Genomic DNA, 25,221 nt, shown 5'->3' with positions numbered 1-25,221 from the left:
ATGTCGGACGAACAGGGGACGGCCGTCCAACGGCGCGGAGTGCGGCGCCAGCGTGCATCTTCCGTCGCCGAACCGCGGGGAGACGGGGGGCTGCCCGCACGCCGCGCGTTTCATCCCGGAATTCCGCCCGCCCGCCGCCGGAGTCAGGCCGTATACCAATTCGGGGACAAGACGGCATGGGGGCCGGGGATGAGGCATCCCAAGTCAGAAGGAATTCCCCTTTCGGAGTTGAACACTCACTGCCGAACCGGGGCCGGAGCGGGGCCCGGTGGACCGAAGCCGCGGGAGGAGACACCACGCTGCCGGAGAGGCAGCGTGTGATATCAGGCCCTGTACCTGCTCAACGGGATGAAGGCGGAACTCGCCCCGCACGGGCCGGCGGGGGAGAGCGGTGAACCCCGGCCGCAGGTCCTCTTGCGCTCGCCCGGGGAGCCGGACGGGAAGCCGCCCTGAGCGCGCGGCGCCCTGGCCATAGCCGCTTCAAATCCCGTGCCCGACTGGCGATCGCAAAAAGGAATCGCCCGGGTGCCCCGAAAGGGGTACCGCATTCTTCGGCCTTGAGATACAATGTCGTTCAGAAAGAGTTGGTATACCAAACGGCATACCAACTAGCCGCCAAGACATGCGCAGTCTCACACGTGAGACCTGAGGCGGTGCCCAGGGGGATGCACGTTGAGCCAGAACTTCACCCTTCCCGCCCTCGCGCTCGACCCGCAGTCCCCGGTCCTGGCTCGCGACGCCGTGTACTCGGTGCTCCGCCGGGCGATCCTCGACGGCTCCCTGCCCCGGGGCGAGCGCCTGGTGGAGCGGGAGCTCGCCCAGAAGCTCGGGATCAGCCGCACGCCGGTCCGGGAGGCGCTGCAGCGGCTCGAGGTCGAAGGTCTGGCCGAGAAGTACCCGCGGCGCGGCCTCGTGGTGAGCGGGATGTCGCGCCAGGACATCCTGGACATCTACGAGATCCGGGCCGCGCTCGAGGGGCTGGTCACGGCCATGGCCGCCCGGCGGCGCACCCCGGCCGACGTGGAGCGCCTGGACCGCCTGCTGGCCGAGATGGACCGCTGCTGCCTCCGATCGCCGCCCGACCTCGACGAGTACCGCCGCCTCCACAACGAGTTCAACGACACGATCTACCGCGTCGCCAACAGCCCGCGGCTCCACGAGATGCTGCAAACGCTGCGGACATACGTCGAGCAGTTCTCGGCGGTCAACTACGAACGGCCCGGCTGGATCGAGGAGGCTCACCAGGAGCACCAGCTGATCGTGGCGGCCATCCGGGTGGGCGACCCCGAGGCGGCGGAAGCGGCCGCCCGGAGGCACATCCGGCGCTCCCGGGACGTGTACCTGGCGGCGCTGGGCGCCGCGGAGAACGGGAGAGGGTGAACCGTGGACGCCGCTGTAGGCCTGGCATCCGAGCACCGGCGCTCCTCGCAGCCGGTCTTCCGGGTGATGGACGCCGTCGTGGGCGGGGATGTCCAGGGCGCGGTCTACCTGCACCCGGCAGACATGAAGGTGCTGGGGATCGAGCCCGGGGACACGGTGCGCCTGACCGGCCGGCAGTCGGCCATGGCCGTCGCCATGTTCATGCCCACCAACGTGGTCGGCGAGCGGGTCCTGCTGCTCGGGCCGCTTGGTCGGCAGAACGCCGGGGTCGGGATCGGCGAGGGCGTCCGCCTCGAGAAGGTCCAGTGTTCGAAGGCGGTGACCGTCCGGCTGGCGCGGCTGGTGCCCGCCGGCACCCGCCCGGCTCCGCAGGACACGGCCCGGCTGGTCGAGTCCCTGAGCGGCGTCCCCGTCCTGAAGGGGAACGTCCTCGCCGACCCGCGGCAGCACCCGGCTGTCCCGGCCTTCCGCGTCGCCGCCACCGTTCCGGACGGCCCGGTGCGGATCGTCCGCACCACGCACATCACCTTCGTGGACGCCGAGATCGTTTCCCAGCGGCCGACCGGCGTCTCGTACCGGGACGTGGGGGGCCTGGACCACGAGCTCGCCCGCATCCGGGAGATCGTCGAGTGGCCGCTGCGGTATCCCCGCCTCTTCGAGCGGCTGGGGGTGCAGCCCCCGAAGGGCGTGCTCCTCTACGGGCCGCCCGGCACCGGGAAGACCCTCGTGGCCCGTGCCCTCGCCGCCGAGAGCCAGGCCTACTTCATCCACGTCAACGGCCCCGAGGTGGTCCGCAAGCTGTACGGCGAGAGCGAGGCCCGGCTGCGGGAGATCTTCGACGAGGCCGAGCACCGCGCCCCCAGCATCATCTTCTTCGACGAGATCGACGCCATCGCCCCGCGGCGCGCGGAGGTGCCGGGCGAGGTCGAGAAGCGGCTGGTCGCCCAGTTCCTCGCCCTCCTGGACGGCTTCCAGGGCCGGGGTCAGGTCGTGGTGATCGGCGCCACGAACCTCCTGGAGAACATCGACCCGGCGCTCCGCCGGCCCGGCCGCTTCGACCGGGAGATCGAGATCGGGGTGCCCAACCGGGACGGGCGGCTGCAGATCCTCCAGATCCACACCCGCCGCCTGCCGCTCGCCCCCGACGTGAACCTGGCTGAGCTCGCCGACCGCACACCCGGCTTCGTCGGAGCCGACCTGGCGGCGCTCGCCCAGGAGGCGGCCATGGCGGCCATGCGGCGGTACCTCTCCAGCCACGGGCCGCTGGTGCCGGGGGACGGCCCCTCCTTCGACGACCTCGTGGTCCGCCACGAGGACTTCCTCGCCGCGCTGCGGGAGGTGGAGCCGAGCGCGACGCGGGAGGTGGCCCTCGAGCGGCCCGCCCTCGGCTGGGCCGACGTGGGCGGCCTGGCGTCCGTCAAGCGCATGCTCCAGCCGTGGCTGCGCCGGGAGGCGCCGGCGCCGGGACGGGGGATCCTCCTCGTCGGCCCGCCGGGTTGCGGCAAGACCTACGTCGCCCGGGCGTTCGCCGGGGAGGCCGGCCTGCCGCTCCTGGAGGTCGAGGCGCCTGCCCTGTACTCGAAGTGGCAGGGCGAGTCCGAGCGGGCCGTGGCCGAGCTCTTCGCCCGGGCCCGGCGTGCCGCCCCCTGCGTCCTGTTCTTCGACGACGTCGACGCGATCGCCGCGCGGCGGACCGGCCAGGAAACCGGGTCCCAGCACCGGCTCCTGGCCCAGCTGCTGCGGGAGATCGACCGCCTGGCGGAGTTCCCGGAGGTCGTGCTGGTGGCCGCCACCAGCCGGCCCGAACTCGTGGACCCGGCGGTCCTCCGGCCCGGCCGGTTCGACTACTGCGTGCCGTTCCCCCCGCTGACCCACGAGGACCTGCGTGAAGTGTACGAGGTGCACACTCGCGACCTGCCCCTCGAAGGCGTCGACCTGGGCGAACTCGCCCGGCGGTCCTGTGGCCTCAGCCCCGCCGCCATCGCGGCGGTGTGCCGGCGGGCGCGGAGCGCCGTGGCACCGGATCCCGGCCCGGCCCGGCGTCGTGCGGTCGGGATGGGGGCCTTCCTCGCCGCCCTGGACGGACTGCAGCTCCACCCGGCCTCGAGGGGGGCCGGCTAGGCCGCCCGGGCCGGCCAGGAAGGCGGAGCGGGGGGCCGGAACAGCTACTGGTGCCTGGGTGATTCGTGCCAAAAAGTATCTGTATACTCCCTCAAAAGAGAAATCACTTGCACGGCGGCCGTCCGCGGCCCGGTCAGGGGGTGGTTCCTTGTCGACCTGACGGCGAGGAGCTGGTCACGTTCCTGTACGGCAAGAGCCGGCATGTGCGGAGGAGGGATGCCGCGTGTATCACGAGATCACCGCGTGGACCCGGGGAATCATCATGGACAAGGAGGCCCGCGACGTCTGCAACGTGGTCGCCGCAGCGGCCGCGGACGAGGGGTATTACAGCCAGTACATCAACGACTACGTCGATGCGCCGGACCGGACGAACTGCCTGATCCGCAAGTATGCGCGGGTGAGCGACTCGCCCATCGAAGAGCTCTTCGTGTACGAGAACGCCCGCCCCGACATCGTCGTGCTCGTGGAGCAGACGCTCATCAAGGCGGTGAACTTTTTCCGTGGGACGCCGGACGGCGAGGGCGTGGTGATCGTCAACACCACAAAGGAGCCGGAGTACCTCCTGCGCTTCCTCCCCGACGCCATGCTCGCCAAGCTCAAGACCATCGTCGCGGTCGATGCGGCACGCCTGGCGGAGCCCCGCGGCTCCAGCCCGTGGATGTACAACCGCTCCCTGCCCGAGCTGGCCTACGACCGGCTGTCCACCGAGGGGGCCGGTGAGAAGCGCCAGGTCGGGGTGGGGATCGCCGCGCCGCTCCTGGGGGCGCTGGTCGCCGGCACCGGGGTCCTGAAGCTCGAGTCGGTGGTGGCCCGCTGCCACGACAAGGAGGCCGTGCGCCGGGGTTACGAGGGGTGCAAGGTCCTGCACTACCGGTCCGAGAGCCACAGGGCCACGGCCTGATCGTCTGCAGGCGGCATCCGGAGGAGGTACGCGCATGTCGACCCGAGGGACCCGGATCCCCAAGCACCTCCAGCTCCCCTTCGCGGGGGTCACGCCTGCCCCGACCGAGAAGGACGGGCAGAAGCTCTTCCCCACCGGCAACTGGCGCTTCTACCGGCCGGTGTACCGGGACAAGACGCCCCCGTGCAACCACGCCTGCCCCACCGGCGAGAAGATCCAGAAGTACCTCGACTACGTCAAGCACGGCCGCTACCTCGAGGGCTACCTGACCATCCTCGAGGACAACCCGATGCCCTCCGTCACCGGGCGGGTCTGCTACCACCCCTGCGAGACCGCCTGCAACCGGGGCCGGCACGACGAGCCCATCGCGATCCGCAGCGTCGAGCGGTTCCTGGGCGACTTCGGCCTGGCCCTCGCCGAGGACCCCCTGAAGGACATGCTCCCCGAACTGGGTGGCCAGCACGTCGCCGTGGTGGGCTCCGGCCCCGGCGGGCTGGCGGCCGCCTACCACCTGCGCCGGCGGGGCTACCGGGTCACGATCTTCGAGGCGCTCGGCAGGCCCGGCGGCATGCTGCGGGGCGGCGTGCCGCACTGGCACCTGCCGGCGGAGATCCTCGACGCCGAGATCCAGAAGATCGTGGGTCTCGGCGGCATCGAGATCAGGTGCAACCACCGGGTTGGCCGCGACCTCTCGTGGGACGACCTGAAGAAGTTCGACGCCGCCTTCGTCGCCGTGGGCCAGGACGCCGGCCGCAAGCTGCCGGTGCCGGGCAGCGACCTGCAGGGCGTGGTCGGGGCGCTCGAGTTCCTGCGTGAGCTCGGCTTCGGCAAGCCGGTGAAGGTCGGCCGGAAGGTCGTCGTGGTGGGCGGGGGCAACACTGCGCTGGACGCGGCCCGCTCGGCCCTGCGCCTCGGCGCCGAAGAGGTGACCCTGGTGGCCCTCGAGGGGCGGCACGAGATGCCGGCGATCGAGGAGGACCTGCTGCAGGCCCTGGACGAGGGCGTGAAGCTGCGGAACCACTGCGGCGTCGTCCGGATCCTCGGCCAGGGCGGAGTGAGCGGCGTCGTCCTCAGCGAGGCGCACCTCGAGCGGGATCCGGGCGGTGCGATCCGGCCGGTGCTGCATCCGGGTACCGAGTTCGAGATGGATTGCGACATGGTTCTGGTGGCCATCGGCCAGGTACAGCATCTCGACTGGGTGCCGCAGCACCTGGTGCGAGGCGGCCTCATCGTCACGGACGAGTTCGGCCGGGTCGAGGGGAACATCTTCGCCGGCGGCGACATCGTCCGGGGCCCGGGCATGGTGGTGCAGGCCCTCGGCGACGGGAAGCGGGCCGCCGAGAACATCGACCGGGTGCTGCGGGGGGAGCAACTCACGCCACCACCGCCCGCCGAGGTCATGCCCTACGAGCGCCTGAACCCGTACTACTTCAGGAACGCGCCGCGAGTCCCGGTCCCGCTTACCCCGGTCGAGGTCCGGCGCACCAGCCAGGAGATCGAGGTGACGCTCGGCTACACCGAGGAGCAGGCCGTCCGTGAGGCGGACCGCTGCATGAGCTGCGGCGTGTGCAACGCCTGCGACAACTGCTACATCGTGTGCCCGGACGTGAGCGTGATGCGGGATGTCCGGGAGAACGGGCGCTACCGCATTCGCCTCGACTACTGCAAGGGCTGCCTGGTCTGCGTCCAGGAGTGCCCGACCGGCTGCCTGGAGCGGGTGGAGGAGATCGAGTTCACCGACGGCGTGATCCGCATGGAGACGGCCTTCGCGGTCTACGAAGGGGCACATGCCGAGCAGTCCGAGGACATCCGGCGGCTCCTGGAGGAGGCCATCGCGGAATACGACGCCAGCCGGCGCCACGTGGCCGCCGGGCATGACGGGGACGACTGAGCGAGGAGGGAGAGCCCTTGGCCATCGCGACCAAGCCGGGCAAGCTGCGGGCCAAGACCATGCGCATGAGCGGCTGCACGGCCGCCGCCTACGGTGCCCTCTATGCCGACGTCGACGTGGTCACCGCCTACCCGATCCGCCCCTACACGGCGATCATGATGACCCTGGCCCAGTTCATCGCCGACGGCCTGCTGGACGCCGAGTTCATCCACGCCGACGGCGAGCACGCGCAGCTGAGCGCCGCCCTGGGGGCGGGTTCCGCCGGAGCCCGGGCCTACACGGGGTCGTCCGGCGTCGGGGTGACCTACGCGTACGAGCTGTACTCGCCCACCTCGGGAGCCCGCATCCCGATCCAGATGGCCATCGCCGACCGGACCCTCGACCCGCCGGGGGACTTCGGCTCGGAGCACACCGACGCCCTCTGCACCCGGGACATGGGCTGGATCATGGGCTGGGCCTGCACCCCGCAGGAGGTCTTCGACAAGACGCTCCTGGGCTACGCGATCGGCGAGGACCCCCGGGTGCTGCTCCCCCAGATGATCTGCCAGGACGGCTACTTCGTCTCCCACATCGCCGGCGAGGTCCGCCTGCCCGACCAGGAACAGGTGGAGGACTTCCTGCCCCCCTTCAAGCTACCCTACGCCCTGGACCCCAAGAAGCCGGTGTCCCACGGGCCCCAGATCATGCCGGAGCAGGGGCCGCCCCTGCAGCTCGAGCGCCAGCGGGCGATGGAGGAGGCCATCCCGGTGATCCGGGAGAAGACCCGGCTCTTCGGCGAGATCTTCGGGCGCCACTACCCGGACTTCGTCGAGGAGTACATGCTCGACGACGCCGACATCGTGTTCGTGATCCAGGGCGCCCACGCGGTCACCTGCCGGTTCGCGGTGCGGCGGCTGCGGGAGCAGGGCGTGAGGGCCGGGATGGCGCGGCTCCTGTGGGTGCGGCCCTTCCCCACCGAGGACCTGCAGAAGGCGCTGGAGCGGGCCAAGGTGGTCGGGGTCGTGGAGACCAACCTGGGGCTCGGCGGGCCCACCTACGGCGGGATCCTCACCCCCGAGGTGATGACGGCCCTCTACCACCTGCCGAACCGGCCGCTCGTGACGTCCTTCATGGCGGGGCTCGGCGGTGAGACGATCCCGCTCCGGGAGTTCCTGTGGATGGCCGGCAAGATGCTCAAGGCCCTGCGCACCGGCAAGGTCGAGAAGCTGGCCCACTGGGTGAACTTCGAGGACTGAGGCCGGAGACCGGGAGGAGGTCCGGACACGATGGCTCAGGCCGTGGTGCGTCAGCATCTTCCGCTGCTCCCCGAAGACGGGCGCAGCGCGGCGGTGGCCGACCAGGAGCGGCTCCGCCACTACCTCCCCGACCTCCCCGAGGAAGACCCGTACCAGGCGGGCCACCGCACCTGCGCCGGGTGCGGTCCGGCGATCGAGTACCGCTGGGTGCTCAAGGCGGCGGGCAACAACACCATCGCCGTGGGGCCGACGGGCTGCATGTACGTGGCCAACTCGAGCTACCTGTGCACCCCGTACACGATCCCGTGGGCCCACACCCAGATCGGCTCGGCGGGTTCCTTCACCTCCGGGGTGGCGGCCGCCTACGAGGCGCGGATCCGCAAGGGGAAGTACGACGGGGAGTACCCGAACGTCATCGTCATGGCGGGTGACGGCAGCGCCTCGGACATCGGCCTCGGCTCCCTCTCCGGCGCCCTCTACCGCAACCACGACGCCCTGTTCATCTGCTACGACAACGAGTGCTACGCCAACACGGGCATCCAGGTGTCGCCCACCACGCCGTACGGCGGCATGACGACCTTCACCCCGCCGGGGCCGGTGATCCCCGAGGGGAAGAAGCTGTGGCCGAAGCAGCTCGCCAGGATGATGGCCGAGGGTCACCCGTGGTGCTACGTGGCGACCACGACAATCGGCTACCCGATCGACGTGATCAACAAGGTCCGGAAGGGCCTCAACCACCGGGGGGCGGCCTTCCTGCACATCTACACGCCGTGCCAGAAGGGCTTCGTCTACCAGACCCCGATGTCGGTCGAGCTCAGCCGGCGGGTCGTCGAGTGCGGCCTGTTCCCGGTGTGGGAGTACGATCCCGGGACGCGCCAGTACAGCTACTTCAAGCCACCGGTCATCCGGCCCGTCACCGACTACCTCGCCATGCAGGGGCGGTTCGGCCACCTCCTGCCGGAGCACGTGGCCGCCCTCCAGCGGGCTGCGAACAGGAACTTCGAGATGATCGGGGTCGAGGTGCCCGAGTGGCTGCGCGAGCTGGAGGACCCCGCCCGGCAGGTGCCGATCGAGCAGGCCGAGTACGCCCTGCCCGTCGCACGCACCCGGGGAGCCTGACGGCCGCGCGGGCGGGGAGGCCCCGTGCTTCCCCGCCCCGGCCCCGCGGAGGGAGAGACCATGCACGGAGCCCGGTACGAGGTCCGGTTCGAGGGCGGGCGGCAGCGCCGGTACTTCGCCGACCGGCAGCAGCTCCTGCGGGCCGTCCTCAGGCTGAGCCTCCAGGTGGACGATCCCCGGTTCGAGGTCTGGGAGGACGCCGGGCCGGTCGAGCTGGCCGACGGCCGGACGCTGGGGCGCCGGTTCCGCCTGAGCGCCGTGCTCGACTTCCGCGAGTCGGACCTCTGGGACCGGCTGGCGCAGGAACTCGAGGCCGCGGGGGGAGGATGAGCCGTTGGAATCGGAGTGGCGGATCCGGCTGTCCGTGTCGCCCTTCAAACGGGTGTTGCCGCACGAGGTCGAACCCGTCAGGGCGGCGGTCCTCCAGGTGATCGAGCACCTGGTCGTCGCGCCGGTGCCGCCGGGGGAGCGGCTGCCGCACTTCGTGCGGGCGCAGGTGCTGCTCGAGGAGGCCGGGTGGGGGCTGGAAGAGCTGATCGCCGCGCTCGAGCCGGGGCCGCAGCGTGACGCCCTGTTCGCCGCGCTCGGGCTGTCGTGACCCGGTGGCCGGGGCTTGCGCCGGGGGAGGGTTGGTCCGTGGAGGAGTTCCCCTACGACCTGCGCCTGCCGCCCGCCCCGTACCGTTTCGTGTGGAGGGGCGAGCCGGCGGTCAGCTGCCAGGTGCGCGAGACGCCGGACTTCTCGGAGCGCCGGTACTGGTACGCCGACGGGACGGTCGCGATCATCCGGCAGTACCGGCTCGACGGGTCGTTCCGGGTGATGTCGGACCGGGGCGAGATCGAACTCATCGATAACGCCCGTGACATCCGCTCCCCGGACCCGGTGAGCGTGGTACGATTGCCGTAGTCCCGCCGGCGGGCCGGTCATCCGGACCTGGGAGCGGGCAGAGGCCGTCCCTGGCGCGAAGGGGGAGTGAGTGCCTTTATACGTCAGAATCTTACAGGTACTTACGCAAACAGGACTAGGGAGATGGAGGTGAATAAGGCGGTCAAGTGAGACTTCCGCAGGCGAGGGCGGCGATGGCGGTGATGGCGGTGCTGTTCGCGATCGGTCTGACGTGGGTGGCCTGGGGGGCGTGGTGCCTGATCTGGGGGACACGGCTGGCTGCGGACCGTGTGCCGCGGCTCCGGGCCCGCGTGGACTGGGGGCGGGTGGCCGGCCGGGACTTCCTGGGTCCCATCGGCTGGCGGGTGCTCGGGGCGATCTGGTGCGGCGGCGGGGTCGGAATCGCGGCCGCCGCGTTGCTCGGCGGCCTGGGGCAGGCGGCGGCCGGGTGATGACCCGTCTGGCGGGGAGGGGGAGTGAAGAGCATCCATGGGTGCGCTGGCAAGCATCGGGCTCGGGTTTGAAACCGCCCTTCAACCATACAACCTGCTCTTCACGGGGCTCGGCGTCATCCTGGGCCTCGTGATCGGCGTCCTGCCGGGACTCGGCGGGACGGCCGGCGTGGCGATCCTGCTTCCCATCACGATCTTCATGCCGCCGAACGCCGCTCTCATGTTCCTGGCCGGCATCTACTGGGGGTCGGCCTTCGGCGGGGTGGTGACCTCCATCCTCTTCGGCATCCCCGGGGAGCCGTGGTCGGTCGCCACCATGTTCGACGGTTACCCGCTGACCAGGCAGGGCAGGGGCGGCATGGCGCTGACGGCGGCGTTCCTGGTGTCGCTGTTCTCGGCGATCCTGTCCGCGGCGTTGTTCACGTTCCTCGCGCAGCCCTTCGCCGGCATGGCCCTCAAGTTCGGGGCTCCGGAACTGTTCGCCGTCCTCCTGATCACGTTCGGCACCTTCATCGGGATGGGCGGAAAGTCGCCGTTCCGGACCCTCATCATGATGGCGCTCGGGTTCCTGATGGCCTCGGTCGGCCTCGACATCGTGACGGGCCAGCCCCGCCTCACCTTCGGCAGCGTGACCCTGCTCGAGGGGATCGACTTCGTTCCGGTCACCATCGGCCTCTTCGGAATCGGTGAGATCCTTGCCAGCGCGACCGAGCAGGGGGACGGGAGCACCCAGAAGGCAGCGAGCCGCCTGGGGCTGGCAGACGTGGTCGAGAGCCTCCGGAGCATCGGCAGGAACTGGCTCCTGGCGGTGTGGTCGTCGCTGCTCGGCTTCTGGGTGGGCATCCTGCCGGGGCTGGGGGCCACGCCTGCCTCGTTCATGGCCTACGGGCTGGCGCGCAAGACGGCGCGGAACCAGGAGGAGTTCGGCCGTGGGGCGATCCAGGGGGTCCTGGCCCCCGAGTCGGCCAACAAGTCGGCGGCCATCGGCTCGATCCTGCCGATGATCACCCTGGGTGTCCCGGGTTCTCCGACCGCGGCGGTGATCATGGCAGGGCTGTACACGTGGGGCCTCCTGCCCGGCCCGACGCTCTTCGAGCAAAAGCCGGACCTTGTGTGGGGTTTCATCGCCAGCCTCTACGTGGCCAACGCCTTCGCCTTCCTGGTGTGCCTGTTCGCGACCCCGGCCCTGACGGCGATCATGCGGGTGCCTTACGCGCTGCTGACCCCGATGATCGTGATCTTCAGCATGCTGGGGGCGTACGCCATCAGCAACTCCCTGTTCCACGTCTGGCTCGTCCTGCTGTTCGGTGTGGTCGGTTTCGTGCTGCGCCGCCTGGGGTACCCGGTCGCGCCGCTGGTCGTGGCCCTGGTGCTCGGGGCCCCCACGGAGACGGCCCTGCGCCAGACGCTCATCCTGGGCAACGGGTCCCCGGCGATCCTGTTCGCCCGGCCACTGGCGGCACCGCTCACGGTGATCGGTCTCGCCCTGTTCCTCCTGCCGGCGGTCCAGGCCCTGGTCCGGCTGGGACGGCGGGGCCCGGGGCGGGGCGAGAGCCGGTCGGAGGTCGTGGCGAGGGCCGGTTGACCGGTGCGCGGGCCCGCGCGCACGGCACGTTCCATCTTGGGGAGGAGGGGTCAGCGGTGATCCACCATCGACAGCCCTGGCAGAGGGGCCTGGTCGCGCTCCTGGCCGGCCTCGGCCTCACCGTCCTGGCAGGGTGTGGAGGCGGCCAGGCGCCGGCCCAGGGGAGCCAGCGCTCCGGACAGGACCAGCCGTCCGCCCAGGCGCAGCCCGCCGGTCCGGCGCAGTCGCCGGGGCAGGGGTCGCCCGCCGGGGCGTCGGGGGCGGCGGCCGTCACGCCCAGGCCGCCGGACAAGCCCGTCGAGTTCGTGGTCACCACGGAGCCGGGGGGCGGGTCGGACCAGTACGCGCGGTTCATCACGAGCGTGATCGACAAGTACAAGCTCTCGCCCCAGCCCTTCCTGGTGGTGAACAAGCCCGGCGGGGCCGGGGCCGTGGGCCTGCAGTACCTCTACGGCAAGAAGGGCGACCCGAACGCCGTCCTGATCACCCTGAACTCCGTGTTCACGACCCCGCAGCTGCAGAAGCTCCCCTTCAAGGCGATCGCCAGCGACTTCACCCCCGTCGCCCTCATGGCCCTGGATCCCTTCGTGCTCTGGACGCACGTCGACTCCTGGAAGACCTGGGACGACTTCGTCAAGGCGGCCAGGGAGCGGAGCGTCACCGTCGTGGGGACCGGTAGCAAGCAGGAAGACGAGATCCTGTTCAACCTGCTCCAGCGGGCGCTCGGCGGGCAACCGTTCAAGTACGTTCCTGAGAAGGGCGGCGGGCAGGTCGCCGCCCAGGTGGCCGGCAAGCACGTGGAGGCCAGCGTCAACCAGCCCAGCGAGGCTTCCCCGCATTACCCCGACCGGATGCGGCCCCTCGTGGCTTTCACGGAGGAGCGCCTCAAGTTCCTTCCCGACGTTCCGACGTACAAGGAGGTCGGGCTGGGGGACCACTCCGAGCTGGCGTACTATCAGGTGCGCGGCATCATCGCCGCGCCGGGGATCCCCGAGGAGAACCGTGCCTGGCTGGTCGACCTGTTCAAGAGGGTGTTCGAGACGAAGGAGTGGCAGGACTACCTCTCCCAGAACATGATGGTGGCGCGCTTCCTCGGCGGGGACGAGTTCAGGCAGTTCCTCCACCAGTACGACACCCTGCACGCGCAGCTCATGCGGGACATCGGCTGGGTGAAGTAGGGGGGCGGACGGCGTGCTGAGCAGGGTGAGCCTGCGAGCCGTGGACCTCGTTGTCACCCTGGGGATGCTGGTGCTCGCCGGGCTGGTTGCCTACGACGCCGTCCGGCTCGGTCCGGGATGGGGGGACTCCGGCCCCGCCCCCGGTTTCTTCCCCTTCTTCCTCAGCCTCCTGATGGTGCTGGGGATCCTCGGGGCCGGCTGGGAGGCGTGGCGGAGGAAGGGGGACGTCCGCTTCTTCGAGGACCCTCGCGCCGCCGCGGAGGTGGGGAAGGTCGGCCTGCCAATCCTTCTGGCCACCGCCGGCGCGGGGCGCCTCGGCTTCTACGTCGTGGCCGCCGCCTACTCGTGGCTCTTCGGCTGGTGGTACGGGCGCTTCCGCTGGTACTGGACGCTCCTTCACGGCATCGTCTTCGCCGTGGTCCTGTACTTCGTCTTCGAGCGGGGCTTCCGGGTGGCGCTGCCGAAGAGCATCTTCTACCGCTTGGGGCTTCCGTTCTAGCCCGCGCCGCCGCGGCGAAGGCCGCCCCTCGCCGGGGCGGCCTTCTCGCGGTGCGGGCCTCCGGGGGCACGGTCAGCCCGACGGGGCGACCTCGCCCCGCGCCAGGCGGGCGGCGAACTCGAAGGCCCGCCGGATCTCGTCCTCCTCGCCGCCGCCGACGCCGAAGCTCAGCTGCAGGTGGGGGCTCTCCGGCTGCACCCGGAAGGCGATGACCCGCCGCAGGCCCGCCTGCGCCCCCGCCGTGCGGGGGTCGGGGCGGGCTTCTTCCTTCGGGGGGGTGGCGAAGTCCACGCGCAGGATGACCGTGTCACGCCGGCCGCGCAGCCGGGTATAGATCCACGCCAGGGGGAAGTCGCGCGCCTCCAGCAGGCACAGGAGGGCGGCCCAGCGCACCCCCGGGACCGGGTCCTGGATCTCGATGTGGAACCCGGCGCTGCCCGAGCCCACCGGGCGGATCGTGGCTCGCTGCCCGAGGACCGGGACGGCGTGGTAGATCACCCGGGCCAGGGCGTTCGCCCGCCGGCGGTTGAGCCAGTTGCCCACGAACCACCACCCGAGCAGCGCGAACGCCAGGAAGACGACCACGCGGGTCAAGGTCTGTTCCAACGGCGCAGCCCTCCCTGCCTAGGGCGGCGGGTCCCCCGTTCAGTGGATGTGCGGCGCGTGCTCCTCGACGACGTGCTCCTCGAGCTGGCGGTGCTTCCAGGCCGGCAGGTCGGGCAGGGCGTACGGGAGCAGCCGCAGCCCGATCGACGAGTTCATGAGCGGGATGCCCAGCATTTCGCCGAAGAGGATGAGGTTCATCACGTCGTTGTACTTGGCCCGCTCGTGCTGGAGTTCGTGGTACCACTCGAAGAACAGGAAGCCCCAGAAGAACTGCTTGATCTTGCCCCACAGCGTGGTGGGTCGCTCCATGATCGGCGCGTGGAACCGGGTGTGGCCGTGGGCGTCCAGGCGCCCGTGCCCGTGGGCATGTCCGTGCCCCGGGCCGTGGCCGTGTGCGTGTCCGTCCACCGGGTTCCCTCCTTTCCCTCCGGGCCGGTCCTCTCGGCGTACCCCGCGAGCACGCGGCCGGCCGAATTCGTGGTGCCTGCAATCGTTCACCAACCGTTTTGTAAAGCAAATGAAAAACGCGGCACATATCCTTTGCGTTACCATTATTCCAGGACCCTGAGTGAATGTCCAGGGGCCCTGCCGGAACGGCGGAACACGGTGGAGAGAGGGGATGGGGATGGGGCGGGCGGGAAGACTCAACCGTGGGTTCCGAAGCCGTGGCCTCGCGCTCCTGGCCCTGGTGGGGGTGGCGTGTGTGGTGGGCTGGTCGGGTGGGGGTGGAGCCCGCCGGGACCGGCCGGCGGACCGGATCGCGCGCCACCGGCAGTACATCCTGGCGTCCCAGCGGCCCACCGGCGCGATCGCCCTGACCCCGGCCCGGCTCGACATCAATCCGTATTTCGCCAATCGGGCCGCCCGGGCCCTGCTGGCGGACCGGTCGGGCCGTGCGGCCGTTCGCCGCTACATGAACTGGTACGTCCGGCACCTGAACCCGGACGGGACCATCGACGACTTCACCGTCCGCCACGGCATGGAGGTCTCCCGGGGTACCCGCGACTCGTCCGACGCCTACGCGGCGACCTTCCTCTCCCTGGTGGCTGCCTACCTGGACGCAGGCGGCGACGTGCGGTGGGTGCGGGCCCACCTGGACGACCTGCGCCGCGTGGCCGGCGCCATCGAGTCCCTCACCGACCGGGACGGGCTCACCTGGGCGCGCGCCGACTACCCGGTCAAGTTCCTGATGGACAACGTCGAGGTCTGGCGGGGGTGGTTCGACTGGGCCCGGGTCCTGGAGGCCGCCGGGGAGCGGGAGGAGGCCGCCGCGGCCCGGGAGCGGGCGGCGCGCGTGGAGTCGGCCCTCGGGCGCTTCGCCCGAGGTGACGGCCGCCTCGACTGGGGCCTCGGGCCCTACGGGACCCGCTGGCGCAGCGAGGGCCGCTTCTACCCGGACGGGGTGGTCCAGTTCTTCCCGCTCGTCCATGGCCTCACCGACGACCCTGCGGGGTACCACGCGTTCGCCGCCGCGCACCCCGCGTGGCACCGGCTGGAGGAAGACGCGTTCCCCTGGGTGCTGGCGGCGGTGGCGGCCGCACGGGCCGGCGACAGGCCGCGCGCGGCGGCCGCGCTGGCGGAGGTGGAGGAGCGGTTCGCCGGGCTGGAGTACCCGTGGCACGTCGGCGAGTCGGCCGCGTACATCGAGGCCGCCGAGCTGCTGGCCCGCCGCAGCCCGGCGGGCCCCGAGGCGTAGGACGGCCGGCGCTCCGGGTTTCCTGCCCGGGCAGCCGGCGGGCGCGAAGGTGCGGGGCGTCCGCGCGCCGAAGAAGCTCGCGGGAGGGATTGCGGTGCAGTACCTGTACCCGGCCGTGGTCGCGGCCGTCAGCTTCGCCTTCGCTGCGCTGGTGCTGCGGCAGTACGTCCACAGGCGGCGGCCGCAGCAGGCCGTGTGGGCGCTGTCGCTCTTCCTCTCGGGGGTGGGGGCCGTGGCCTTCATCCTCAGCACCGTCTGGCTCAGCCTGGCGTGGTTCCGGGTGTACTACCTCACCGGCGCCCTGCTGATGGCGGCACTGCTCGGCCAGGGGAGCCTCTACATGGCGCTGCCCCGCCGCGTGGCCGGGGGACTCCTCTGGGCCCTCGTCGCCCTGGGCGCGGTGGGCGCGTACGTCATCTTCCGGGCGCCTGCGGACCTGCAGGCCCTTCGCCAGGTCGCGGCCACCGGGGCGGGGGCGGGCGTGCACGTGCTCGATCTCGGGCCGGGGCTCGCCGTGCTCATCCTCATGAACACGTACGGCACCGTCGGGGTATTCGGGGTCGCCCTGTGGAGCGCGTGGCGGGTCCTCCGGCGCCGCTCGCCGGGGCGGCTGCTCCTCGGCAACGCCCTCATCGCCGGAGGCACGCTGATCAACGCCGCGGCCGGGACGATGGCCCGGGTCCTCCAGGGCTCCGGCGCCTTCTGGGTCACCCTGGCCGCCGGCACCGTCGTCCTGTTCGCCGGCTTCCTGGCCATGCCCGGCTCCGCCCTGGCGCAGCGCCCCGACGTCGCGCGGGAGGGGTCGGGTCGCCCGCGACGGGACGCGGCCCGGAGACCGGGCGACGAGGTGGGTTCGCCGTGACGATCCCCGTCGGGTCTGGCGTGTCGGCCGCCGAAGTGACGGTGGCGATCTATCCGCACTCCCTCTCGGTGAGCATCGGAGGGCGGCACGTCAGCGCGTTCGACGCCACCGGCCGGGTCTTCTACACCTTCGAAGGCCGGCGCACCTACAAGTGGGGGCTTTCCGGCCAGGTGCTCGAGAAGGGCTGGGAACGGGGGCCGGCCGGGTTGCAGCACGTGCGGGCCGACCTGGACGAAGAGGGAAAGCAGGCCCTTCTCGCCCGCGTGCGGGAAGCCGCCGCCGCCGCGCGGCGCGCGGTCGGAGCGGGGGAGGCCCGGCTGGTGCGGGCCGGCGAGACCCGTCCGGAGACGGACCTGACCGCCGTTGCCGCGGCCTGGCTCGAACGCGCCGCCGCGTACTCCTGGGCCGACCATCAGGCCACCGCCGAACGCTTCCGCCAGGTGTACCGGCCGGTGACCATCCTGCCGCCGGACCAGTACCTGGCCGTGGTGCTGCAGGCGACGGAAGGCTGCTCGTGGAACCGGTGCACCTTCTGCAACTTCTACCGGGACCGGCCGTTCCGGGTGCGGACGGCCGCCCAGTTCGCCGCCCACCTGGACGCGGTGCGGGCGTTCCTGGGGCCGTCCCTCGGCCTGCGCCGCACGGTCTTCCTCGCCGACGCCAACGCGCTGGTCACCCCGCAACCGCTCTTGCTGTCCCACATGGAGGCGGCGGCCCGGGTGTTCCCCGTGCCCCCGGCGGGGCTGGCCGGCGGAGCCCTTGCCGCCTGGCGCCGGGAGCACCCGGTCCACTTCGAGGGCTTCTACTCCTTCCTGGACGTCTTCACCGGCAGCATCACGAAGGGGCGCCGGGAGTTCGAGGAGATGGCGCGACGGGGCCTGCGGCGGGTCTACGTCGGGCTGGAGACGGGCAGCGCCGACCTGCTGGCCTTCCTCAACAAGCCGGGAACACCGGCCGACGCCGTGGAGCTCGTGCGGGAGATGAAGGCGGCGGGGCTGGCGGTCGGGGTGATCGTCATGGCCGGGGCCGGCGGGGACCGGTACGCCGCCCGGCACGTGGCGGAGACCGTCCGCGTCGTCCGGGCGATGGGGCTGGGGCCGGGGGACATCATCTACCTCTCGCCGTTCGTGGAGCACCCGGCCCTCGAGTACGCGGCGCGCGCCCGGGCCGAGGGCGTGCGGGCCCTGACGGAGGAGGAGGTCGGCGCCCAGCTAGAGACCCTGCGCGCCGCCCTCCGCTCCGACCCCGGTCCGCGCGTGTCGCTCTACGACATCCGGGAGTTCATCTACTGAGCCCGGCTGTAGTCGGCGGCCGTCAGTCGTCGCCAGCGGCGGGGGCGTGGAGCGGCCGGCGCACGAAGCGGGCGAGCCGGGTGAGCCCCTCGCGGATGGCCTCCTCGCTGGAGGCGAGAGAGACCCGGACCAGGCCGCGCCCCTGGGCGCCGAAGGCCTCGCCGGGCGCGACCGCGACCTTCTCCTCCCGGAGCAGGGCCTTGGCCACGGCGTAAGAGTCCTCGCCGGCGCCGCGGACGTCGACGAGGAGGTAGAACGCGCCCTGCGGCGTGTAGCGGTAGAGCCCCTCCCGGCGCAGGATGTCCAGGGCCATGTCTCGCCGGCGCCGGTAGGCCTGACGCATCGCCTCGACCACGTCCTGCGGGCCCCGCAGGGCGGCTTCGGCCGCCTTCTGGGCGACCGCGTTCGTGCAGGAGATGAGGGGTTCCTGGATCTTCGTGATCACCTCGGCGATGCGGGGCGGCGACACGGTGTACCCGATCCGCCAGCCCGTCATCGCGTACCCCTTCGAGAACCCCGACAGGGTGATGACCCGGCCGTCCGTGTCGAACCGGGCGGCGCTGACGTGCGGGGCGTCGAAGACGATGTCCTCGTACACCTCGTCCGAGACGAGGTACAGGTCGTAGCGCCGGCAGAGGTCGACGAGCGTCCGCAGGAGTTCGGCCGGGAAGACGGCGCCGGTGGGGTTGCCCGGCGTGTTGATGAAGAGGGCCTTCGTCCGCGGGGTGATCCGACGGGCGATCTCGTCCGGGTCGGGGAGGAAGCCGTTCTCCTCGCGCAGCGGGTACGGGACCGGCGTGGCACCCTGCAGGCGCAGGAACATCTCGTAGTTCGGCCAGGCGAGGCCCGGGATCAGCACCTCGTCGCCGGCCTCGGCGAGCGCCAGAAGGATACTGGCGATGCCCTCCACGGCGCCCGCGTGGACGACGACCTGCTCGGGTGTGACCTCCAGGCCGTTGCGGCTACGCATCTTCTCGGCGATGGCCTCGCGCAGGGACCAGATCCCCGCGTTCGGCGTGTAGTGGTGCCAGCGGTCGTCCCGGACGGCCAGTGCGGCCGCCTCGACGATGTGGGCCGGGGTCGGGAAGTTCGGCTCCCCGACCTCCAGGTGAATGGCGTCCGGGATCTTCCAGGCCAGCTCGAAGATGACCCGGACCCCCTGCGGGGGGATCTCGGCGGCGACACGCGCAAGCGGCTTCACGTCTTCATGCCTCCTCAAAACCGATTTCCGCGGTGCGGCGGGCCCTTCCTGCCGCGCGCGAACACGCCGGCAACGGCCGCCGGAAACAGGACGTGGCCGCCGGCGTTGCCTTTCTTTTCGCCGCATGGGCTCCCGCGTGCGGGCGGAACATAACTCGCAGGTTCCGCCGAGCCCCGGGGAGTGAACGCCGATGGAGACGGTGGCCTACCTCGCCCCGCCACCGCCGCCGCCACCGCTGTACCCGTTCCAGGAGGAGGGCGTGCGCTTCCTGGTCGAGCGGCCGGCGGCGCTCCTGTGCGACGAGATGGGCCTGGGCAAGTCGATCCAGGCGATCTGCGCCGCAAGGCGCCTGTTCGCCGTGGGCAAGGTGCGCCGCGCCCTGGTCCTGTGCCCCAAGACGCTCCTCTGGGACTGGTGGCGCAAGGTGCGCCGCTGGGCGCCCGAACTGATCTGCTGTCCCGTGTACGGCCCGCCCTCCCGCCGGATCTGGTACTGGCAGTGGCCAAAGAACCAGATCTTCCTCTGCGGGTACGAGACGTGGCGGGTGGATTCCGCCCTGCCCGACGCCCGGGCGTTCGACCTCGTGATCCTCGACGAGATCCAGCGCATCAAGAACCCGGCCACCCAGCTCGCCCGGGCCGTGGCCGGGCTGCGGAGCCCGATCCGCTGGGGCCTCTCCGGCACCCCCCTGGAGAACCGGCTGGAGGAGCTGCTGGCCGTGTTCTCCTTCCTGCTCGCCGGGGCGGTGCCCGGGCCGTCCTGGCGGACCGCGCCGAGCCCCGCCGAGGCCCGGGAGGCGCTGGCGCCCTTCATGCTCCGCCGGCGCAAGGCCGAGGTGCTGGCATACCTGCCGCCCAAGCTGCGGCGGGACGTGTGGGTCGACCTGCACCCGGCCCAGCGGGCCGCCTACGAGGCTGCCCTCGCCGCCGCCCGGGGCGAACTGCCGGGGCCGGCCGGGGGCGGGGGCGGAGCCGTGCTCGGCCTGCTCACCCGGCTCAAGGAGATCTGCAACCTCGACCCCGCCACGGGGGCGAGCAGCAAGGTGGACTACATCCTGCGCGACCTACCCGACATCCTGGCGCGGGGCGAGAAGGTGCTCGTGTTCTCCCAGTTCCCCGAGAAGTCCCTGTTGCCCCTCCTGCCCCGCTTCGAGCCCTTCGGGGCGGCGCTCTTCAGCGGCGAGCTGTCGCAGTGGCAGCGGGACGAACTGCTGCGGCGCTTCGAGGAGGACCACTGGCCCCGGGTCCTCCTCATGTCGCTGAAGGCCGGCGGGGTGGGGCTCACCCTCACACGGGCGAACCACGTCTACCACCTCGACCACTGGTGGAACCCCGCCGCGGCCGAGCAGGCGGAGGACCGGGTGCACCGCATCGGCCAGCACCGGACGGTGTTCGTGACGGGGCTCCTGGCCCGGGACACCATCGAGGAGCGGATTGCCGGGCTGGTCGAGCAGAAGCGCCGGCTCCTGTCCGCCATCCTGGACGGGGAGGGGCCGGCGGCCGGTCCCCGGGCCCGGGGCGCCGCATCGTTCACCGCCGGGGCGGTGCAGGACGAGGTGCTCTCGCTCGTGCGCTGAGGGCGACCCAGAGGAACCCGGGCCGCAGGCGCCGAACTCTCCTCGTCAAAGGTCCCCGGAAGCTACCGGGCACGCATGCGCGGGAAAGGATGTGGGCTCGTGGAGGGTGAGGGCGGCAAGGCGCCGGCGGATCGGTTTCTGTGGGGGGCGGCGGCGGCCACCGCGGCGGCGCTGGCCGACATCCCCCTGCTGATCTGGCTCATCGATCACCAGCCGCTACCCCTGTGGCTTCACGTGCCGGTGACCGGGGTGGCCCTGGCGGTGCTCAGCCTGGGCGCGCTGGCGGCGGGGGTGCTGCTGGTCGAGTGGCGGATCGCCCGGGGTCTCCCGTTTTGAAGGGCCGGGGCCGCTCCGGCACGCGTGGCGGCCGGCCTTCCCTTCGCAGGGCCGGCCGGCGGCCCGGAATGCCGGCGCCGCACCACAGGAGGCTGCAGAAGATGGGCATGGCACGGGCGCTCACCATCGCCGGTTCGGACAGCGGCGGCGGGGCCGGGATCGAGGCCGACCTGAAGACCTTCGCCGCGCTGGGCGTGTACGGCACGGCCGCGATCACGGGGGTGACGGCCCAGAACACCCTCGGGGTGCAGGCCGTGGAGCTGGTCTCGCCGGAGATGGTGGAGAAGCAGATCGACTCCGTGCTGAGCGACATCGGCACGGACGCGGCGAAGACGGGCATGCTGGGAAGCGCCGGCATCGTGCGGGCCGCCGCGCGGGCGCTCAGGCGCTGGCGGGTGGAGCGGCTCGTCGTGGACCCGGTGATGGTCGCCAAGGGGGGCGAGCCCCTGCTGGAGCCGGAGGCCCGGCAGGCGGTGGTCGACGAGATCCTGCCCCTGGCGCTGGTCGTCACCCCCAACCTGCCGGAGGCGGCGGCGCTCGCCGGCCGGCCGGTCCGCAGCCGGGCGGACATGGAGGAGGCCGCCCGCCGCATCCACGCGCTGGGGCCCCGCTGGGTGGTCGTCAAGGGAGGGCACCTGGCAGAGGGCAGGGCGGTCGACCTGGTCTACGACGGCCAGGGCTTCTTCGAGCTGGACGGCGAACGGATCGACACCCGGCACACGCACGGGACGGGCTGCACGTTCTCGGCGACCATCGCCGCCGGGCTGGCGCGCGGCCTCGACGTGCCGGCGGCGCTCCAGCGGGCCAAGAAGGTCATCTCCTGGGCCATCGCGCACGCGCCCGGCATCGGCGGGGGGCACGGGCCCACCAACCACTTCTTCGCCCACCTGGCGGACGCCTGATCGGGGGGCACAGCGGCATGAACTGGGGCGAGACCGCAGCCGACCTCCTGGTGCGGGTGCGCCGGGAGCGGCCGCTCATCCACCACCTCACCAACCTCGTGGTCATGAACGTCACCGCCAACGCGACCCTGGCGGTGGGCGCCGCGCCGGTCATGGCGCACGCCGCCGAAGAGGTGGCGGAGATGGCCCGGGCAGCCCGGGCGGTGGTGCTCAACATCGGCACGCTCGACGAGCGCTGGGTCGACTCCATGCTCCGCGCCGGACGGGCGGCGAACGACGCCGGGGTGCCGGTGGTGCTCGACCCGGTGGGCGCCGGCGCGACCGAGCTGCGCACCCGGACGGCCGAGCGGCTCCTCCGCGAGCTGCGGGTCGCCGTGCTGCGGGGCAACGCGGGGGAGATCGGCGTGCTGAGCGGCGTTGGAGGGCGGGTGCAGGGGGTCGACTCGGCCGGGGCCGCGGCGGGCGGCGCCGCACTGGCCCGGGCGGCGGCGCAGCGGCTCGGGGTGGTGGCGGCGGTGACCGGGGAGGTCGACCACGTGAGCGACGGCCGCCGGGTCGCCGCCGTGCGGAACGGGCACCGGCTCCTCACGGCGGTGACGGGGACGGGCTGCATGGCCACCGCCGTGGTCGCGGCGTTCGTCGCCGTGGGCAGCGACCCGCTGGTGGCCGCTGCCTGCGCCCTCGCCTACTACGGGTACGCGGCGGAGGTGGCCGCCGCCCGGGCGGCGGGCCCGGGCTCCTTCCAGGTCAGCCTCTTCGATGCGCTGTACGGCCTGACCCCGGCCGAGTTGGCGGCAGGCGTGCGGATCGACTGGGTCGAGGGGGGAGCCGCATGACCGGCGGCGGGCGCCGCGAGGCCCTGGCCCGGCGGCTGCGGCTCTACGTGCTGACGGACGAGGGCCTTTCGCGGGGGCGCCCCACCGACCAGGTGGTGGCGGAGGCCATCGCCGGGGGGGCGACGGCGATCCAGCTGCGCGGGAAGGACTGGGGTGGCCGGCGGCTGGTCGAGGTGGGTCGCCGCCTGCGCGAGCTGACCCGGGAGGCCGGGGTGCTCTTCTTCGTGAACGACCGGCTGGACGTGGCCCTGGCCGTCGGGGCCGATGGCGTCCACCTGGGCCAGGACGACCTGCCGCTGGCCGAGGCGCGGCGGGTCGCCGGGCCGGACTTCCTCATCGGCATCTCGGTGGAGGACGAGGCGCAGGCCCTGGCGGCAGAGGCGGGCGGCGCCGACTACCTCGGCGTCGGCGCCGTGTTCCCCACGGGCTCCAAGGCGGACGCGGGCGAGCCGATCGGCGTGGTAGGCCTGGCCCGCATCGCCCGGCGGGTGCGGATCCCCGTGGTGGCGATCGGCGGCATTCACGCGGGGAACGCCGCGGAAGTGGTGCGCGCCGGCGCGGCGGGGGTGGCCGTCATCTCCGCCGTGGTGGCCGCCCCCGACGTCCGCGCCGCCGCCCGCGCGCTCCTGGACGCCGTGGAGGCTGCGGCCGGAACGGCGGCGCCGGGCGGCAGGCCGGATTCCCGGGGGGCGTGAGCGGGCTGCGCGAGCTCTTCCGCTTCACCGTCGAGCCGGAGGCCGCCGGCCTCCGGCTCGACACGCTGCTCCGCCGCCGCTTCCGGGTCACCTCCACGCTCCTGCGGCGGGTCCGCCACCACGGCCGGGTCCTGGTGGACGGCGAGCCCCGGCGGGTGGTGGACCCCGTCCCGGCGGGCGCGGAGGTCGTCGTCCTCGTGGAAGAGGAAGCCTCGCCCGGGGTGGCGCCGGAGCCGCTGCCGCTGGAGGTGGTCCACGAGGACGCCGACCTCCTGGTCGTGAACAAGCCGCCCGGCCAGGTGGTCCACCCCACCCGGGGGGTGTGCGGCGGCACGCTGGCGAATGCGGCCGTGCACTACCTGGCCTCGCGGGGCGAACCCGCGCCGGTGCATCCCGTGAACCGGCTCGACCGGGGTACTTCCGGGCTCGTGGTGTTCGCCAAGAACGCCTGGGCGCACGCCGCGCTGGCCGGGCGGCTGGAGCGGGTCTACCTGGCCGTGGCCTCGGGCCGGATCGAGGCCGATGCGCTCACGATCGACCAGCCCATCGGGCGCGACCCGGACCACCCCGTGCGCCGAAGGGTCGACCCTGCCGGCCAGCCGGCCGTGACCCGCGTCCGCGCGGTGAGCCGCTGGCCCGCCGCCACCCTGTGCGAGGTGACGCTCGAGACGGGCCGGACCCACCAGATCCGGGTACACCTGGCCTGGGCCGGGCACCCCCTGCTGGGCGACGCGCTGTACGGCGGCCCCACGGACCGGCTGGCCCGGCCGGCCCTGCACGCGTGGAGGGTGCGCTTCGTCCACCCGCGCAACCGGACGCTGCTGTCCCTGGAAGTTCCGCCGCCGCCGGACTTTCAGGCCCTCCTCGCCGCGCTCGGCGCCCCGGAGGGCGGGATGGGCTGAACCGCCGCTTCCCGTCTGGACGGGGCCGGAACGTGGGACGTAAGATGATTCCAACCGGGAGAAGAGGGGGGAGCCCCTGTGCGGCGGCCGTCAGCCCGCTCCGGGAGTGTGGCGCGGTGGGCCGTCCTCGCGCTGGCGCTGGCCCTGTTCGCCGGAGGCTGCCAGGGGCGACGGGACCCGACCCCCGCGGCGGCTCTCGGGGACCCCTCGCTCCAGGGCGCCCGCGCGGCGCTGGAGGCCTACCTGCAGGCACGCCGTTCGCTCGACTGGGCGCGCGTGTACGAGCTGCTGAGCGCCCGGGCCAGGAAGGCATACCGCCTCGAGGACCTGAAGGCGTTCTTCGAATCGTACGTGGCCTACGGTTACCGCGAGGTGGGCGAGCCCCGGGAGGAAGACCCCGGCTGGGTGCGTTTCCCGGTGCGGGGGGTGCGCTGGGAGCTCGAGGGCGCGCCGCCGCTCGAGGGCCGGGAGTGGTGGGTGACGCTCCGCTACGAGGAGGGGCGCTGGGGGGTCGGTCTGGCCGATCCGCTGGTGGAGCGGGCCCGGGAAGCGGCCCGCCGGGGCGACGTGGCGACCCTCGGGCAGGTGGCCGACACCATGCTGGCCATCGACCCCTGGAGTTACCGAGCCCACGTGCAGAAGGCCCAGGCCCTGGCCTTCGGCGGGCAGCGCGAGGCGGCGGCCGTCGAGCTGGATCAGGCCTACCGGGTCGTGCCGGAGGAACTGCGGGGCGAAGTCCTGATTCAGTTCGGCAACCTCTTCCGGGCCCTGGGCCAGCCTCCCCTGGCCGCCCGGGCGTACCGTGACGCCCTGGCGAGCGTGGACCGCTACCCCGACTTCTACTCCGCGTCCTTCGCGGCGGCCGTCCGGCTGTCGCTCGCCCAGGTCCAGATCCTGACGGGCGACCTGGAGGGAGCGGCCCGCGAGGCGGCGGTGGCGCTGGTGCTCGACCCCGGCGACGTCGTGGGCAACCTCCTCGCCGTCGACCTCGCGGTCCTGACGGAGCAGGTGGGACCCGTGGCCCCGGCCGCGCCGTGACGCCCCCGGCGTGGGCACACTAATCCCCGGGCT

General features: G+C 72.4%; 26 protein-coding genes. 23 read left to right on the top strand and 3 right to left on the bottom strand.

The genetic code is table 11. The features are described 5' to 3' along the window. Nucleotides 1-672 precede the first annotated feature (672 nt). The 13 genes from caldi_RS10230 (at nucleotide 673) to caldi_RS10170 (ending at nucleotide 13,246) form a co-directional block, all read left to right on the top strand. On the top strand, nucleotides 673-1,380 hold the full coding sequence (locus caldi_RS10230) for a GntR family transcriptional regulator (RefSeq protein WP_264841668.1): 708 nt from the start codon (nucleotides 673-675) through the stop codon (nucleotides 1,378-1,380). Between the two features lie 3 nt (nucleotides 1,381-1,383). Further along, a complete protein-coding gene (locus caldi_RS10225) occupies nucleotides 1,384-3,501 on the top strand; it encodes an AAA family ATPase (protein ID WP_264841667.1) in 2,118 nt (705 codons plus the stop codon). A gap of 223 nt (nucleotides 3,502-3,724) precedes the next feature. Beyond that, on the top strand, nucleotides 3,725-4,402 hold the full coding sequence (locus tag caldi_RS10220) for a 2-oxoacid:acceptor oxidoreductase family protein (RefSeq protein ID WP_264841666.1): 678 nt from the start codon (nucleotides 3,725-3,727) through the stop codon (nucleotides 4,400-4,402). Nucleotides 4,403-4,436: 34 nt separating this feature from the next. Continuing rightward, a complete protein-coding gene (locus tag caldi_RS10215; RefSeq protein ID WP_264841665.1) occupies nucleotides 4,437-6,293 on the top strand; it encodes an NAD(P)-binding protein in 1,857 nt (618 codons plus the stop codon). Between the two features lie 17 nt (nucleotides 6,294-6,310). Beyond that, the gene (locus caldi_RS10210) at nucleotides 6,311-7,528 is read left to right on the top strand and encodes an oxalate oxidoreductase subunit alpha (RefSeq protein ID WP_264841664.1); all 1,218 of its coding nucleotides are present in this window, start codon (nucleotides 6,311-6,313) and stop codon (nucleotides 7,526-7,528) included. Nucleotides 7,529-7,558: 30 nt separating this feature from the next. After that, complete coding sequence (locus caldi_RS10205; protein ID WP_264841663.1) at nucleotides 7,559-8,647, top strand: thiamine pyrophosphate-dependent enzyme; 1,089 nt, start codon at nucleotides 7,559-7,561, stop codon at nucleotides 8,645-8,647. Nucleotides 8,648-8,707: 60 nt separating this feature from the next. Further along, nucleotides 8,708-8,977: a hypothetical protein gene (locus tag caldi_RS10200; RefSeq protein ID WP_264841662.1), complete on the top strand. Its 270-nt coding sequence runs from the start codon at nucleotides 8,708-8,710 to the stop codon at nucleotides 8,975-8,977. 4 nt (nucleotides 8,978-8,981) lie between these two features. Further along, nucleotides 8,982-9,245: a hypothetical protein gene (locus tag caldi_RS10195; RefSeq protein ID WP_264841661.1), complete on the top strand. Its 264-nt coding sequence runs from the start codon at nucleotides 8,982-8,984 to the stop codon at nucleotides 9,243-9,245. 38 nt (nucleotides 9,246-9,283) lie between these two features. Then, entirely contained in the window at nucleotides 9,284-9,553 is a 270-nt protein-coding gene (locus tag caldi_RS10190) for a hypothetical protein (RefSeq protein ID WP_264841660.1), read from the top strand. A 146-nt stretch (nucleotides 9,554-9,699) separates the two neighbouring features. After that, nucleotides 9,700-9,984 (top strand): hypothetical protein, encoded by a 285-nt coding sequence (locus tag caldi_RS10185; protein ID WP_264841659.1) that lies wholly within the window; start codon nucleotides 9,700-9,702, stop codon nucleotides 9,982-9,984. Nucleotides 9,985-10,021: 37 nt separating this feature from the next. Continuing rightward, nucleotides 10,022-11,569 carry a tripartite tricarboxylate transporter permease gene (locus caldi_RS10180; RefSeq protein ID WP_264841658.1) on the top strand — a complete coding sequence of 516 codons (1,548 nt, stop codon included), beginning with the start codon at nucleotides 10,022-10,024 and terminating at the stop codon, nucleotides 11,567-11,569. 56 nt (nucleotides 11,570-11,625) lie between these two features. Then, a complete protein-coding gene (locus caldi_RS10175) occupies nucleotides 11,626-12,747 on the top strand; it encodes a Bug family tripartite tricarboxylate transporter substrate binding protein (protein WP_264841657.1) in 1,122 nt (373 codons plus the stop codon). A gap of 13 nt (nucleotides 12,748-12,760) precedes the next feature. Beyond that, on the top strand, nucleotides 12,761-13,246 hold the full coding sequence (locus tag caldi_RS10170) for a tripartite tricarboxylate transporter TctB family protein (protein WP_264841656.1): 486 nt from the start codon (nucleotides 12,761-12,763) through the stop codon (nucleotides 13,244-13,246). 72 nt (nucleotides 13,247-13,318) lie between these two features. On the opposite strand, the gene caldi_RS10165 is transcribed toward caldi_RS10170, so the two are convergent. Further along, nucleotides 13,319-13,852, bottom strand: a complete 534-nt coding sequence (locus caldi_RS10165) for a hypothetical protein (RefSeq protein ID WP_264841655.1) — start codon at nucleotides 13,850-13,852, stop codon at nucleotides 13,319-13,321. Between the two features lie 39 nt (nucleotides 13,853-13,891). Next, nucleotides 13,892-14,260 carry a hypothetical protein gene (locus caldi_RS10160; RefSeq protein ID WP_264841654.1) on the bottom strand — a complete coding sequence of 123 codons (369 nt, stop codon included), beginning with the start codon at nucleotides 14,258-14,260 and terminating at the stop codon, nucleotides 13,892-13,894. 298 nt (nucleotides 14,261-14,558) lie between these two features. On the opposite strand from caldi_RS10160, the gene caldi_RS10155 reads away from it, so the two are divergent. The 3 genes from caldi_RS10155 to caldi_RS10145 all read left to right on the top strand — a co-directional run bounded on the left by caldi_RS10155 (nucleotide 14,559) and on the right by caldi_RS10145 (nucleotide 17,702). Further along, the gene (locus caldi_RS10155) at nucleotides 14,559-15,548 is read left to right on the top strand and encodes a hypothetical protein (RefSeq protein ID WP_264841653.1); all 990 of its coding nucleotides are present in this window, start codon (nucleotides 14,559-14,561) and stop codon (nucleotides 15,546-15,548) included. 94 nt (nucleotides 15,549-15,642) lie between these two features. After that, the gene (locus tag caldi_RS10150; protein ID WP_264841652.1) at nucleotides 15,643-16,410 is read left to right on the top strand and encodes a hypothetical protein; all 768 of its coding nucleotides are present in this window, start codon (nucleotides 15,643-15,645) and stop codon (nucleotides 16,408-16,410) included. Next, the gene (locus caldi_RS10145) at nucleotides 16,407-17,702 is read left to right on the top strand and encodes a radical SAM protein (RefSeq protein WP_264841651.1); all 1,296 of its coding nucleotides are present in this window, start codon (nucleotides 16,407-16,409) and stop codon (nucleotides 17,700-17,702) included. Before caldi_RS10150 ends, caldi_RS10145 begins: the two co-directional genes overlap by 4 nt. 22 nt (nucleotides 17,703-17,724) lie before the next feature. On the opposite strand, the gene caldi_RS10140 is transcribed toward caldi_RS10145, so the two are convergent. Further along, the gene (locus caldi_RS10140; protein WP_264841650.1) at nucleotides 17,725-18,903 is read right to left on the bottom strand and encodes a pyridoxal phosphate-dependent aminotransferase; all 1,179 of its coding nucleotides are present in this window, start codon (nucleotides 18,901-18,903) and stop codon (nucleotides 17,725-17,727) included. A gap of 190 nt (nucleotides 18,904-19,093) precedes the next feature. On the opposite strand from caldi_RS10140, the gene caldi_RS10135 reads away from it, so the two are divergent. The 7 genes from caldi_RS10135 to caldi_RS10105 all read left to right on the top strand — a co-directional run bounded on the left by caldi_RS10135 (nucleotide 19,094) and on the right by caldi_RS10105 (nucleotide 25,188). Further along, nucleotides 19,094-20,479: a DEAD/DEAH box helicase gene (locus caldi_RS10135; protein ID WP_264841649.1), complete on the top strand. Its 1,386-nt coding sequence runs from the start codon at nucleotides 19,094-19,096 to the stop codon at nucleotides 20,477-20,479. A gap of 99 nt (nucleotides 20,480-20,578) precedes the next feature. Next, complete coding sequence (locus caldi_RS10130) at nucleotides 20,579-20,815, top strand: hypothetical protein (RefSeq protein WP_264841648.1); 237 nt, start codon at nucleotides 20,579-20,581, stop codon at nucleotides 20,813-20,815. A 101-nt stretch (nucleotides 20,816-20,916) separates the two neighbouring features. After that, nucleotides 20,917-21,717 (top strand): bifunctional hydroxymethylpyrimidine kinase/phosphomethylpyrimidine kinase, encoded by an 801-nt coding sequence (gene thiD / locus caldi_RS10125; protein ID WP_264841647.1) that lies wholly within the window; start codon nucleotides 20,917-20,919, stop codon nucleotides 21,715-21,717. Between the two features lie 17 nt (nucleotides 21,718-21,734). Beyond that, nucleotides 21,735-22,553 carry a hydroxyethylthiazole kinase gene (gene thiM, locus caldi_RS10120; protein ID WP_264841646.1) on the top strand — a complete coding sequence of 273 codons (819 nt, stop codon included), beginning with the start codon at nucleotides 21,735-21,737 and terminating at the stop codon, nucleotides 22,551-22,553. Then, nucleotides 22,550-23,248: a thiamine phosphate synthase gene (gene thiE, locus caldi_RS10115; RefSeq protein ID WP_264841645.1), complete on the top strand. Its 699-nt coding sequence runs from the start codon at nucleotides 22,550-22,552 to the stop codon at nucleotides 23,246-23,248. The genes thiM and thiE overlap by 4 nt, the downstream gene beginning before the upstream one ends. Then, on the top strand, nucleotides 23,245-24,150 hold the full coding sequence (locus caldi_RS10110) for an RluA family pseudouridine synthase (protein ID WP_264841644.1): 906 nt from the start codon (nucleotides 23,245-23,247) through the stop codon (nucleotides 24,148-24,150). The genes thiE and caldi_RS10110 overlap by 4 nt, the downstream gene beginning before the upstream one ends. A 78-nt stretch (nucleotides 24,151-24,228) precedes the next feature. Continuing rightward, complete coding sequence (locus caldi_RS10105; RefSeq protein WP_264841643.1) at nucleotides 24,229-25,188, top strand: tetratricopeptide repeat protein; 960 nt, start codon at nucleotides 24,229-24,231, stop codon at nucleotides 25,186-25,188. The last annotated feature ends 33 nt before the right edge of the window (nucleotides 25,189-25,221 follow it).

The sequence above is a fragment of the Caldinitratiruptor microaerophilus genome (genome assembly GCF_025999835.1).
In the GTDB taxonomy this organism is placed as follows: Bacteria; Bacillota; Sulfobacillia; order Symbiobacteriales; family ZC4RG38; genus Caldinitratiruptor; species Caldinitratiruptor microaerophilus.
Note: the sequence above shows the minus strand (reverse complement) of the source record. Positions and strands in the feature narration are given on the sequence as shown.

What these genes read in the sequence shown, in the direction of transcription:
- caldi_RS10215 (WP_264841665.1), top strand. Translation starts at nt 4,437, where the DNA reads ATGTCGACCCGAGGGACCCGGATCCCCAAGCACCTCCAGCTCCCCTTC.
- caldi_RS10205 (WP_264841663.1), top strand. Translation starts at nt 7,559, where the DNA reads ATGGCTCAGGCCGTGGTGCGTCAGCATCTTCCGCTGCTCCCCGAAGAC.
- caldi_RS10200 (WP_264841662.1), top strand. Translation starts at nt 8,708, where the DNA reads ATGCACGGAGCCCGGTACGAGGTCCGGTTCGAGGGCGGGCGGCAGCGC.
- caldi_RS10180 (WP_264841658.1), top strand. Translation starts at nt 10,022, where the DNA reads ATGGGTGCGCTGGCAAGCATCGGGCTCGGGTTTGAAACCGCCCTTCAA.
- caldi_RS10135 (WP_264841649.1), top strand. Translation starts at nt 19,094, where the DNA reads ATGGAGACGGTGGCCTACCTCGCCCCGCCACCGCCGCCGCCACCGCTG.
- thiD (WP_264841647.1), top strand. Translation starts at nt 20,917, where the DNA reads ATGGGCATGGCACGGGCGCTCACCATCGCCGGTTCGGACAGCGGCGGC.
- thiM (WP_264841646.1), top strand. Translation starts at nt 21,735, where the DNA reads ATGAACTGGGGCGAGACCGCAGCCGACCTCCTGGTGCGGGTGCGCCGG.
- thiE (WP_264841645.1), top strand. Translation starts at nt 22,550, where the DNA reads ATGACCGGCGGCGGGCGCCGCGAGGCCCTGGCCCGGCGGCTGCGGCTC.